The 13,116-nt window shown below is 60.7% G+C and carries 8 protein-coding genes; 7 read left to right on the plus strand and 1 reads right to left on the minus strand.

Annotation, left to right across the window (positions count from 1 at the left end; translation table 11 throughout):
* Window positions 1-81 precede the first annotated feature (81 nt).
* Window positions 82-573, minus strand: a complete 492-nt coding sequence (locus tag AC6I77_RS07810) for an SH3 domain-containing protein (protein ID WP_181162208.1) — start codon at window positions 571-573, stop codon at window positions 82-84.
* Between the two features lie 487 nt (window positions 574-1,060).
* Between AC6I77_RS07810 and AC6I77_RS07815 the strand changes: the two genes are divergently transcribed.
* The 7 genes from AC6I77_RS07815 to cobA all read left to right on the plus strand — a co-directional run bounded on the left by AC6I77_RS07815 (window position 1,061) and on the right by cobA (window position 13,002).
* Entirely contained in the window at window positions 1,061-2,275 is a 1,215-nt protein-coding gene (locus AC6I77_RS07815) for a nitrate- and nitrite sensing domain-containing protein (protein WP_497816807.1), read from the plus strand.
* A 261-nt stretch (window positions 2,276-2,536) separates the two neighbouring features.
* Window positions 2,537-3,787, plus strand: coding sequence for a CmpA/NrtA family ABC transporter substrate-binding protein (locus tag AC6I77_RS07820; RefSeq protein ID WP_033743252.1), 1,251 nt, complete (start codon window positions 2,537-2,539; stop codon window positions 3,785-3,787).
* Between the two features lie 11 nt (window positions 3,788-3,798).
* The gene (ntrB, locus tag AC6I77_RS07825) at window positions 3,799-4,671 is read left to right on the plus strand and encodes a nitrate ABC transporter permease (protein ID WP_003853116.1); all 873 of its coding nucleotides are present in this window, start codon (window positions 3,799-3,801) and stop codon (window positions 4,669-4,671) included.
* 10 nt (window positions 4,672-4,681) lie between these two features.
* The gene (locus tag AC6I77_RS07830; protein WP_105099246.1) at window positions 4,682-5,473 is read left to right on the plus strand and encodes an ABC transporter ATP-binding protein; all 792 of its coding nucleotides are present in this window, start codon (window positions 4,682-4,684) and stop codon (window positions 5,471-5,473) included.
* A gap of 10 nt (window positions 5,474-5,483) precedes the next feature.
* Entirely contained in the window at window positions 5,484-9,548 is a 4,065-nt protein-coding gene (gene nirB / locus AC6I77_RS07835) for a nitrite reductase large subunit NirB (RefSeq protein ID WP_497816808.1), read from the plus strand.
* Entirely contained in the window at window positions 9,545-12,163 is a 2,619-nt protein-coding gene (locus tag AC6I77_RS07840; RefSeq protein ID WP_438477040.1) for a nitrate reductase, read from the plus strand. The genes nirB and AC6I77_RS07840 overlap by 4 nt, the downstream gene beginning before the upstream one ends.
* Entirely contained in the window at window positions 12,163-13,002 is an 840-nt protein-coding gene (cobA, locus tag AC6I77_RS07845) for a uroporphyrinogen-III C-methyltransferase (RefSeq protein WP_140033685.1), read from the plus strand. The genes AC6I77_RS07840 and cobA overlap by 1 nt, the downstream gene beginning before the upstream one ends.
* Window positions 13,003-13,116 lie beyond the last annotated feature (114 nt).

Consider the following 13,116-nt stretch of genomic DNA (forward strand, 5'->3'; position numbering starts at 1 on the left):
TAGTGATCTTCCAGCCAATGGCTAATCCCTGTACCCACAGCCCGGGACGGTGCTGCAGGCAATATGCGCCGGATTTCATATTCAGTCTAAGATCCAGGTCGCGGTATCGTTAGTCCGACAGGCTTTGCTGTCACCGCCAACGGCTACGCAGACCTGCTTGGTTTTGCGGGGACGGGGACGGTCGCTCTGCACGGTCGCATCATAACGATCGCTCGCGACGCCTGCTTTTAGCGGCACATAGCCGATCAGTGGACCGTCAGCCTGGTCGGCAATGGCCAGCCAGCTGTGTTCCACATTACCCAATACTTCAAAGGGTTTACCCGTTTCGAGATAACGAACGACTTTGCCGCCGTAGTCAGGCGAGGTCATCACTGATGCACCATAGAGCGCGCGCCAGGTCTGGTTAACGGGTTCAAATTCAGTCGGTGCCGCGACAGCGTGTCGATGGACCAGTTTGACGCCGTTAATTTCGCTGGTGACCAGCGTATCGTCAGTGACGGGCGGCGGCGGGGCCTTACAGCCTGCCAGGGTAAGGACCGCCAGCAGTGTTAACGCAAGACTCTTTTTCACCATGTTCCTCGTGATCTCATCAAAGTAACTGCATGTTGCCGGACCCGATGTCATGAGGCGCTGTTTGTCGCGCCGCATCGTGCCAAAATTCTGTGTTCCAAAAAAAGGTCAGTTTACATCGGGATAGTAACGCTTTTAGTCTACCTAAGACTTTTGAGAATTCAAACCATTGCACCCACTGCCGATGCGTGATAGTGGGCACTTTACGTGCGGGTTTTGAAGCCAGAAAAGCGCCAGCAGATATGATAGTTAAAGTTAACTGAATTATCGCGGCAACAAACTGCCTGAGAACAGTGCCGCGCATTCTGACATGCAATTAATCCGATTGGAAACTATTAAGTTTTACTAATAACTTGTTGTCGAAAAATTTTATCGATTTGCGTTAAGAATATTATCAAAATCAGAATTTACGCCCTGTTCTGGTCCGCGTTTTTACCGAAAGCGGCACGCCTTTTGCTTCTCAAAGCTTTTAACCGCACAGAGGTGAGCAATGGGTAATGCCATGACATGGCTGCAGGCATCGCGTGATAGCGATATTGCCAGTCTGCAACGGTTGCTTGAGACAGGTGAGTTGATAACCGCTATCAGTGAACTGGTTCATCGACTGCAGCGGGAACGTGGCGCAAACAACCTCTGGATCTGCTCAAATGGCGCGCTCTTCAGCGCCGAACGTCACGCCCGTCAGCAGGAGGTCAGTGCCAGCCTGCAGCATTTTTACCGGGCGCTACCGCCCGCCGTTGCGCAGCCTGGCTTTAGCCGCTTTTGCAATCTGATTGCTTCGGCCCTGCAGGCGCTGGACGGATTACCCGCGCTGCGTGAGCAGATCAGCCAGCGAGAGCATGATCAGGCTGCAGCGATGTCCGCGTTTAATCAGGTTATTCGCACCTTACTTAATCTGGTCTTTGAAGCCGCCGACACGGCAAGCTATCCCGCGATTTCCCGTGCGCTTATCGCGCTGTTCAGTTTTATGCAGGGCAAAGAGCTGGCCGGGCAGGAACGGGCAATCGGAGCTGCGGGCTTTGCGGCGCGTCATTTCACACCCGATCAGCGTAGCCAGCTGGTGGCCCTGATTGCGGCCCAGGAGCAGAGTTTTGCCACTTTCCAGGAATTTGCTGACAGCGGGATCTGCGAACGCTGGCAGCCGCTGTCTCAGGCCAGCCGGGACATTGAACGTCTGCGGCGCATCGCCTGTACCGGAGGGCCCTGTGATGAGACCGGCGCACTCCACTGGTTTTCTCTGCTCTCCAGGCGGCTCGATCAGATGAAAACCCTTGAGGATGCCCTGACAGCTACGCTGATGCAGCGCTGTCGTGAAGCGATTGATCAGGCGCACCAACAGCCGATGTTCACGATGGTACAGGGCGACAGCAACTTTTCGCTTTATGTCTCCGGCGCTGACTGGCTGCATGGTGCAGCTGCGCTCAACAGTGACGGCCTTGCCCCGCAACTCGGGCGCTCGGTGCTGTCGCTGATTGGAGAACAGTCGCAGCGTTTGCAGCAGCAGACGAATGAGCTGGCGTCAATGCGTGCCTCACTCGACGAACGTCGGGTGATCGATCAGGCCAAGCACTGGCTGATGCAGCAGCAGGGTTTCACCGAAGAGGCGGCCTGGCAGGCGCTGCGCAAAAGTGCGATGAATCAGAATAAGCGGGTACTGGAGATCGCGCAGGCGGTGCTGGCGGTGGCGAAGACTCTGAACACCTAACCCGGATGAGGTAGCTGCACAGCGTTTGTGCGTGATCTGCGTCAGAAACGTGCAAAAACGGTTAATTTATCACCAGCCTCTTCCCGCAGATCGGCATTCACGCGGCTTCGGCGATCTGGCACACCCTTTGCTTTAACCTTACAGAGAGTACGCATTGCTCCCGCCAATGGCGGTGGGGTCAGTGCTTTGGATAAAGGCGTCCATCCGCAGGCTTCGGCTTGTCGGAGGACGCCTTTTTTATTTCTGTTCAGGGGCAACATGATGAGCAAAACGCCTTTTTCACTGACACGACGTCAGGCGCTGATCTCCGGTGCTGCACTGGGTGCGGCCTGGATCGTTCCGGGATTACGAAATGCAGTCTGGGCGGCAGGTTCCGATGCGCCAGAAAAGCCGCAGGTGCGGGTGGGCTTTATTCCGCTTACCGACTGTGCGCCCGTGGTCATGGCGTCGGTCAAAGGCTTCGACAAGAAGTATGGCCTGACGCTGGCGGTCAGCAAAGAGGCGAGCTGGGCGGCGGTGCGCGACAAGCTGACCTCCGGTGAACTGGATGCGGCGCATGTGCTCTACGGCATGATCTACGCACTGCAGCTGGGTGTGGCGGGACCGCAGCACGACATGGCGAACCTGATGACGCTCAATCACAACGGCCAGGCGATCACCCTCTCGAACCAGCTGAAAGCCAGTGGTGTCACCGATGCGGTCAGCCTGAAAAAAGCCGTGGATGGCAGTCCCAAAGGCAGCCTGACTTTCGCGCATACCTTTCCCACCAGCACGCACGCTATGTGGCTCTACTACTGGCTGGCTAATGCCGGCATTCATCCGTTTAACGATGTGCGCACCGTGGTCGTGCCGCCGCCGCAGATGGTGATGAACATGAAGATTGGCAACATGAGCGGCTTCTGCGTCGGTGAGCCGTGGAACCAGCGTGCCATCAGCGACAACATCGGTTTCACCGCCGCCACCAGCCAGCAGATCTGGCCGGAGCATCCGGAAAAAGTGCTCGGCACCCGCGCGCAGTGGGTGAAAGAGAATCCTAATACGGCCCGCGCGCTGACCGCCGCGGTGCTGGAGGCGGCGCGCTGGATTGATGCCTCAGACGATAACCGCCGTGAAACCGCGCAGGTGTTAGCCGGGCGGGCCTGGATCAACACCAAAGTGGAGACGCTACAGGGGCGAATGCTCGGCCAGTATCAGAACGGGTTGGGGCAGTCCTGGCAGGACGCGCACCCGATGCGCTTCTTCGACAACGGCAACGTCAGTTTTCCGTGGCTCTCCGACGGCATGTGGTTCCTGACGCAGATGAAACGCTGGGGCCTGCTCGCCAGCGATCCCGACTACCTTACCGTGGCCCGCCAGATCAACCGTATCGACATCTACAAACAGGCGGCCAGCGCAGTCGGGCAGATTGCACTGCCCGCCAGTGAGATGCGCAGCAGCACCCTGATCGACGGCAAAGTCTGGGATGGCAGCAATCCTGCCGCCTACGCCGCCAGTTTCGCTATCAAACGTTAAGAGAGGTTGTTATGAGAACTGACGCGCGCGCGCTGGCTCAGCCGGAGCAAACCCCCGACAGTGCCACCGTAATTCCGTTACAGGTCACCCCGAAAGCCGCCGTTCGTCCGGCACGTCTGCGTCCGTTTTTGCAGCGCTGCATTCCGGCTGCGGGCGGCCTGCTGCTGATGTTGCTGGTGTGGCAGATCGCCGCCTTGTTTGAACCCTCGTTTCCTTCGCCTTACGCGACCTGGCAGGCTGCACAGGTTCTGTTCGCTGACCCGTTCTACAGCAATGGCCCCAACGATCAGGGCATCGGCTGGAATGTAATGGCCTCGCTGCAGCGCGTCGCCATCGGCTTCGGCCTGGCCGCGCTGGTGGGCATTCCGGCCGGTTTTCTGCTGGGACGCTTTACCTTTATGGCGCGGATGTTCAATCCGATTATCGCTCTGCTGCGCCCGGTCAGCCCGCTGGCCTGGCTGCCGATTGGACTGCTGCTGTTTCAGCGCGCCGAGCCAGCCGCCAGCTGGACCATTTTCATCTGTTCCATCTGGCCGATGATCATCAACACCGCCGAAGGGGTGCAGCGCATTCCGCAGGATTACCTCAACGTCGCGCGGGTGTTACAGCTCTCTGAATGGACGGTGATGCGCCGGATTCTGCTGCCCGCCGTGCTGCCTGCGGTGCTCACCGGCGTACGTCTCTCTATCGGCATCGCATGGCTGGTGATCGTCGCCGCCGAAATGCTGACCGGTGGTCTGGGCATCGGTTTCTGGATCTGGAACGAGTGGAACAACCTCAACGTGGCAAACATTCTGATCGCCATTCTGATTATCGGCGTGGTCGGGCTCCTGCTGGAGCAGGGTCTGATGCTGCTGGTGCGTCGTTTCAGCTGGGAAAAATAAGGAGAACATCATGCAGCAACACATTATTCGCGTTCAGCAGGTGAGCCAGCGTTTCAATACCGCCAGCGGCGAGTTCCTGGCCCTGGACAACGTCAGTTTTGATATCCGCGAAGGCGAAACCCTGAGCCTTATTGGCCATTCGGGCTGCGGCAAATCGACCCTGCTGAACCTGATTGCCGGATTAACCCGTCCCAGCAGCGGCGTACTGCTGTGTGATAACCGCGAAATCACCGGACCGGGTCCGGAGCGTGCGGTGGTGTTTCAGAACCATTCGCTGCTGCCGTGGCTGACGGCATTTCAGAACGTTGAACTGGCGGTGCAGCAGGTGTTTAAAGGGCGCTTCAACAAAGCGGAGATGCGCGACTGGATCGAACACAACCTCAATCGGGTACAGATGAGCCACGCCATGCACAAGCGGCCTGGCGAAATCTCGGGTGGCATGAAGCAGCGCGTTGGCATTGCGCGTGCCCTGGCGATGAAGCCGCGCGTGCTGCTGCTGGATGAGCCGTTTGGCGCGCTGGATGCGTTAACCCGCGCCCACCTGCAGGACAGCGTGATGCGTATCCAGCAGGAGCTGAATACCACTATCGTGCTAATCACCCATGACGTGGATGAAGCGGTGCTGCTCTCCGACCGGGTACTGATGATGACTAACGGCCCGGCAGCACAGGTCGGCGAAATCCTGACTGTTGATCTGCCGCGTCCGCGCTCGCGGGTCGCGCTGGCGGATGAGCCGCGCTACCACCAGCTGCGCCAGAAAGTGCTGCATTTTCTTTATGAAAAACAGACCACGGCGGCATAAGGAGCAGACCATGAGGCAACGGTTGCTGGTGATAGGTAATGGCATGGCGGGGATGCAGATGGTGGAGAGCCTGCTGCAACGTGCGCCGCAGCGTTACGCCATCACGGTCATTGGCCGCGAGCCGCACGGCAACTACAACCGCGTGCTGTTGTCGCCGGTGCTGGCCGGTGAAAAATCCTTCAGTGACACCCTGATCCACGATCAGGCGTGGTATCAGCGGCACGGCGTCACGCTCCTGAACGGTGAAACCGTCCTGCAGGTCGATCTTGCCGCGCGTACTGTGCAGACCGATCGGCGCCAGCTCAGCTGGGATCAACTGGTGTTTGCCACCGGTTCGCAGCCTCGTCTGCCCGCGATTCCTGGCATCGATGCGGATTGCGTCCGGGTTTTTCGCAGCATTGCTGACGTCCGGCAACTGCTGGCAGGTCAGGGACCGGTGGTGGTGTTGGGCGGCGGCTTTCTGGGTATTGAAGCGGCAGCAGCACTCCGCGCCCGTGGCCGTGATGTCACGCTGGTCCACCACAAACCCTGGCTGCTGGATCGCCAGCTGGATGCAAAAGCGGGCGAGCTCTTGCTGACGGCATTAGCGCAGCGCGGCATCCGCTGTGAACTCAACAGCGGACTTGTGGCGATTGACGAGACGGGTGTGACGCTGACCAGCGGCCACCACGTTGCCGCCACACAGGTGGTCATCGCCATCGGCGTTCAGCCCGGGATAACGCTGGCGCAGGCGGCGGGTCTGCCGTGTCAGCGCGGCATTCTGGTGGATGGTCAGCTGCGCAGTGCCATTCCTGGAGTTTACGCGGTGGGTGAGTGCTGTGAAATCGCGGGCGAAACCTTTGGTCTGGTCGCGCCTTGTCTGGCGCAGGCGCAGATTCTGGCGGCGCAACTGGCCGGATCGCCGCTGGCGGATTTTGTCAGCCAGCCGCTGGCGACACGCCTCAAAGTGAGTGGCATTTCACTGTTCAGCGCGGGCGACGTCAGTGAGGCGCCCTCTATCAGCAGTTTTGACCCGATCTCTGGCGACTATCGCCGTCTTTTTCTTCGTCATGGCCGCCTCTGTGGCGTGCTGCTTTCTGGCGACACCCGGCAAGGGCCTGCGCTGATGGAGCGTCTTCAGCACGCCGAACCTGTCACGTTCGCTGCCCTGTTCGATCACGATCAACCTGAACCGCAGCCACAGGCTGCAGAGAGTCCTGAAATGAGTAAACCGGTTTTAGCCGTGGTGGGTCACGGCATGGTCAGTCACCATTTTCTTGAGCAGCTGGTTGCCCGCGAAATGCATCAGCACTATCACATCGTGGTTTATGGCGAGGAGCGCCAGCAGGCTTACGATCGGGTGCATCTGTCGGACTATTTCAACGGCAAAACGGCCGACGACCTGTCGCTGGTCGACGGGGACTTCTTTGCCCGGCACGGTATCGAACTGCGGAGTGGCTATTCGGTTGTCGCGATCGACCGCCAGCAGCGCAGCCTGCGTGACAGCACGGGCAGTGAACTGGCCTGGGATAAGCTGGTGCTGGCGACTGGCTCACGCGCGTTTGTCCCCCCGGTGCCGGGCCACGACGGCGATCGCTGCTTTGTCTATCGCACGCTGGACGACCTTGATGCCATTGCCACCTGCGCCCGCCATAGCCAGCGCGGCATCGTGATTGGTGGCGGCCTGCTGGGTCTGGAGGCGGCGAATGCGCTGCGGCAGCTCGGGCTCGAAACGCACGTGGTGGAGTTTGCGCCGCGCCTGATGGCGGTGCAGCTTGATGAGGGCGGTGCGCTGATGCTGCGTCAGAAGATCGATGCGCTGGGCGTGACGGTTCACACCTCGAAACAGACCGAACTGATTGAGCGACAGCCTGACGGCAGCGTGGTGCTGCGCTTTGCCGACGGCAGCAGTTTACCCGGCGATCTGGTGCTGTTTTCCGCCGGTATCCGGCCGCGCGATGAGCTGGCGCGTGAGGCGGGTCTGACGCTGGGACCGCGCGGCGGCATTGAGATTAACGATCGCTGCCAGACCAGCGATGACGACGTGTTTGCCATCGGCGAATGCGCGCTGTGGAACGGTCAGATCTTTGGCCTGGTCGCGCCGGGTTATCAGATGGCGCGGGTGCTGGCCGGACATCTGGCGGCTGAACCCACCGCATTCAGCGGTGCAGACATGAGCACTAAGCTGAAACTGCTGGGCGTGGAGGTCGCCTCGTTTGGTGACGCTCACGGCCGCACGCCGGGCAGCCAGCACTATCACTGGACCGACGGGCCAAAAGGCATCTACAAGAAAATCGTGGTCTCTGCGGAGGGCACCCGGCTGCTGGGCGGCGTGCTGGTGGGTGACAGTAGCGATTACGCCACGCTGTTGCAGATGATGCTCAATGACTTACCGCTGCCGACCGCACCGGAAAGCCTGATTCTGCCTGCACTTGCCGGTGCGCCAAAAGCGCCCGGCGTCGCGGCGTTGCCGGACAGCGCCCAGGTCTGCTCCTGCCACAACGTCAGCAAGGGCGATATCTGCGCGGCGGTGAAAGGGGGCTGCGGTGAGATGAGCAGCATCAGGAGCTGCACCAAAGCGGCCACCGGCTGTGGCGGCTGTGCGGCGCTGGTGAAGCAGGTGATGGAGTTTCAGCTGGAAAATCTCGGCGTTGAGGTGAAAAAAGATGTCTGCGACCACTTCAGCTATTCACGCCAGGAGCTGTATCACCTGGTGCGGGCTGGCGAGTTTAAAACCTTCGATGCGCTGCTGGCATCGCACGGTCGGGGGAACGGCTGTGAAGTGTGCAAGCCGCTGGTGGCGTCATTGCTCGCCTCCTGCTGGAATGATTATCTGCTGAAACCGGCGCATCTGCCGCTGCAGGACACCAACGACCGCTACTTCGCCAACATCCAGAAAGATGGCACCTATTCCGTGGTGCCGCGCGTTCCGGCAGGCGAGATCACGCCGCAGGGGCTGATCGCCATTGGCGAGGTGGCGGCGCGTTACGACCTCTACACCAAAATCACCGGCGGGCAGCGTATCGACCTGTTTGGTGCGCAGCTCGACCAGTTGCCGGATATCTGGCAGACGCTGCTGGAAGCGGGTTTTGAAACCGGTCACGCCTACGGCAAATCGCTGCGAACGGTGAAGTCCTGTGTGGGATCGACCTGGTGCCGCTACGGCGTGCAGGATTCGACCGCCTTCGCCATTGCGCTGGAGAACCGCTACAAGGGGCTGCGCGCACCGCACAAGATCAAGATGGCGGTTTCGGGCTGTACCCGCGAGTGTGCAGAAGCGCAGAGCAAAGATATCGGGGTGATCGCCACTGAAAAGGGGTGGAACCTCTACGTCTGCGGGAATGGCGGGATGAAGCCGCGCCATGCTGATCTGTTCGCCAGCGATCTCGACGACGCGACGCTGCTGCGCTATGTCGATCGCCTGCTGATGTTTTACATCCGTACCGCCGATCGGCTGCAGCGTACCAGTGTCTGGATGGACAATCTGGAAGGTGGTCTGGATTATCTGCGGCAGGTCGTGATTGAGGATAGCCTCGGGCTGGGCGCGACGCTGGAGCAGGAGATGCAGCGGGTGGTTGACGCGTACCAGTGTGAGTGGCAGACCACGCTGGCGGACCCGTCGCGCCGTGCGCTGTTTACGCCAACGGTTAACAGCGACCACGCTGATGAAACCCTGCACTACAGCCGGGTACGCGGACAGCGTCAGCCTGAATCCGTGGCCGCGCGTCCGCTGCTGCAACTGCCCGCTGAGCCCTGGAGTGCTATCTGTGCGCTGGAGGCGATTCCCCCAGAGGCGGGGATTGGCGCACGACTTGGCAGTGAGCGTGTCGCGCTGTTCCGTCTGGGTGACGCGCTGTTTGCGCTGGAAGATCGCGAACCTGGCAGCGACGCCAGCGTGCTGTCGCGCGGGATCCTGGGCGATGTCGGCGGTGAGCCGGTGGTGATCTCTCCGCTTTACAAGCAGCGGATACGGTTGCGTGACGGCCAGAGTCTGGATAATCCGCAGCACCAGCTGCGCTGCTGGCCGGTGAAGCTCGAAGCGGGGCAGATCTGGCTGGCAAATCGTCCGCTCAATCAGCTGGCGCAGGCATCATGAACAGCACCTGTCCCTATTGCGGCGTCGGCTGTGGCGTCTGCGTCACGCCGCAGGGACCTCATCAGGCAACCGTGACTGGCGACCCGCAGCATCCGGCCAATGCGGGCCGGTTGTGCGTTAAGGGGGCGGCGCTGGGTGAGACGCTGACGTCGCAGGGGCGTCTGCTGACCGCCGAAGTTAACGGCCAGCCGGTCAGCCTTGATGCGGCGCTGGATGCGGCGGCGGCGGGATTGCGTGCGGTGATCGATCAATATGGTCCGCAGGCAGTGGCATTTTATGGCTCCGGCCAGCTGCTGACAGAGGATTACTACGTCGCCAATAAGCTGATGAAAGGCTACATCGGTGCCGCCAACATCGATACCAATTCACGGCTCTGTATGGCGTCGGCGGTGGTCGGCTATAAGCGGGCGCTGGGAGCCGATGCGGTGCCCTGCTGCTATGAGGATCTGGAGCAGACCGATCTGGTGTTACTGGTTGGCTCCAATGCTGCCTGGGCGCATCCTGTGGTCTGGCAGCGGCTGATGCAGGCAAAGCAGCAACGACCTGCAATGCAAATTGTGGTGATTGATCCGCGCCGCACGGCAAGTTGTGACCAGGCCGATCTCCACCTGCCGCTCCGGCCCGGCAGTGATTCGGCGTTGTTCTCCGGTCTGCTGCACTGGCTGGCTCAGCACGATGGCCTTGATAGCAGCATGTTGCCTCACCTTAATGGCGTGAATGAAACGCTGGCCGCTGCTGCGCAGTGGGATGTGGCGCGGGTGGCTGATACCTGTGATTTAACGGAGCAGCAGGTCGCGCATTTTTTCCAGCTGTTCAGCCAGCATGAGCGTGTACTTACGCTGTGGTGTATGGGGATTAATCAGTCCGTCACCGGCAGCGACAATAACCAGGCGATTCTTAATCTGCATCTGCTGACGGGTAAAATAGGGCGCGTGGGCTGCGGACCTTTTTCGCTGACCGGACAGCCGAATGCGATGGGCGGACGTGAAGTGGGTGGCCTGGCAAATCAGCTGGCGGCGCACATGAGTTTTACGGCAGCAGAATGCGATCGGGTGCAGCGCTTCTGGCGCAGCCCGACGATTGCCCGCGAGCCGGGGCTGACCGCACTGGACCTTTTCAGGGCAATTGCGGCAGGCGAGGTGAAAGCGGTGTGGATTATGGGCACCAATCCGGCGGTGTCGATGCCGGAGGGGAATCGCGTAGCGCAGGCGCTGGCGGCCTGCCCGCTGGTGATTGTGTCGGATGTGATGGCGCAGACCGATACCAGCGCCTTTGCCGATATTCTGCTGCCGGCCCAGGGATGGGGTGAGAAGAACGGCACGGTGACAAATTCAGAACGGCGTATTTCGCGTCAGCGCGCTTTTGCCGCCGCGCCAGGTGATGCACGGCCTGACTGGTGGCTGCTGGCGCAGGTGGCGCAGCGGCTGGGCTTTGGTGAGGGCTTCAACTGGCAGCATCCGTCGGAGATTTTCCGTGAGCATGCCGCGCTGTCGGGCTTTGAAAATCATGGCCAGCGCGCGTTTGATATCAGCGGGCTGGCGCAGTTGAGTCAGGCTGAATGGGATGCACTGCGTCCGGTGCAGTGGCCGGTGAACTGTAATTTTCCACAGGGTTGCGCCCGACTGTTTGGCGATCGCCGCTTTTTCCATCCGGACGGTAAAGCCCGTCTGCTTGTCCCGGCCACGCCTCTCCTGCCGCGGCGAGATTCTGCTTACCCGCTGCTGATGAATAGCGGTCGGGTGCGCGATCAGTGGCATACCATGACGCGTACCGGGCTGGTGCCGCGTCTGATGCAGCATTGCGATGAGCCCTTTGTGGCGCTGCATCCTGCTGACGCCGCGCAGTATGGCGTGACGGTGGGCGTTCTGGCGCGGGTGCAGTCTGCGCAGGGCTGGATCAGCGCCCGGGTGCGTATTGATGCGGGGATGCGGCGCGGCGAGTTGTTTGTGCCGATGCACTGGAACCGGCAGTTCAGTCAGCAGAGTCACGTCGATATGCTGATCGCCGGCCAGGCCTGTTCGTTTTCAGGGCAGCCTGCGCTGAAGCAGACGCCGGTACGGATTCGTCCTCTGGCGGTGACCTGGCAGGGCTGGTTCTGGCAGCGTGAGATTGCGCCGCTCGCGGGATTACGTTACTGGTCGCGCGCGCCTTATCCGGCAGTGCAGCGCTATGCCGTGGCGGGTGCGGGATCGCCGCAGGCGTGGCTGGCAGAGCAGATTGATCTGTCAGGCTGTGACGTGCAGGTCGCCACTGGCAGCGGCGCTGATTACCGGTTGCTGGCATGGCGCGACGGTGCATTGCAGCTGGCATTTTATGCCGGTAGCGCCTTGCCGTCGCTGGATAGTGCGTTTGTTGCGGCAGCGTTTGCGGATGCGCCGCAGGATGCAGCCGGGCGGCACAGCGTGCTGGCGGGGCAGGCGATGCAGCGGCGTGCAGCGGGACGGATTATCTGTAGCTGTATGTCGGTGGGTGAGCAGACGATTTTGCAGGCGATGGCGCAGGGGTGTCGCACTACTCAGGCGTTAGGCGAGAAGCTAAAGTGCGGCACACAGTGCGGCTCCTGTATTCCGGAGCTGAAGCAGTTATTGCTGTCCGATGTGGTTGTGGAGGAATGATGACGCGAGCAATTGATTCTCTGGATAAGTTACTGGCTCCGGCCGGTGTGACAAAGCCGCAGGGTGTGGTGTGGCTGGTCGGTGCAGGCCCTGGTGATGTGGAGTTGCTGACGGTGAAAGCATTGCGTTTACTGCAGCGGGCAGAGGTGGTGGTGTATGACCGGCTGGTGAGTGAAGCGGTGATGGCAGAGGTGCCGGAGAGTGCGTTATGCATTGATGTGGGTAAGCAGCCGGGGCAGCATGGGCTGAAGCAGGCGCAGATTAATCAGTTGCTGGTGGATCTGGCGCGTAGCGGGCGCAATGTGATCCGCCTGAAGGGAGGCGACCCGTTTATTTTTGGTCGGGGTGGCGAGGAGATGATGAGCCTGCAGGAGGCCGGGATTCGCTGTGAGGTGGTGCCAGGGATTACCGCGGCGGTGGGCTGTGCGGCGGCCAGCGGCATTCCGTTGACGCACCGGGATTGTGCGCAGTCTTTGCGGTTGATTACCGGTCATGGCCGGAGTGGCGAGCCGCAGCTGGATGCGGCTGCGCTGTCGGCAGAGAATCAGACACTGGTGTTTTATATGGGGTTGAGCTGGAGTGCGTCGATCAGTGCGCAGTTGCAGGCGCAGGGACGGGATGCGGAGACGCCGGTGGCGATTATTGAGAAGGGAACCCGGCCGGATCAGCGGGTGCTGATTACCACATTGGGTGGGCTGGCGGAGACGGTCGCGCGGGATCAGCCGGTGTCGCCGTCGCTGCTGGTGGTGGGTGAGGTGGTGCGGTTTTATCGGGCGGATTTGCAGGTTCGGGGTGGGGGAGTTGGGGAGAGATGCGTTGCGGAGGAAAGGCCTGCCTGATCGCAAAGGGATCCTGCATCCCTGCGGATTGTTCGGGTGAGCAGGCTGGGAGGGTTTGATGAGCGGGTGAGCCGGTGCGTCGTGCAGGAAAGGCCTGCCTGATCGCAAAGGGAT

Source organism: Pantoea sp. X-Soil-ISGK-259 (genome assembly GCF_059730705.1).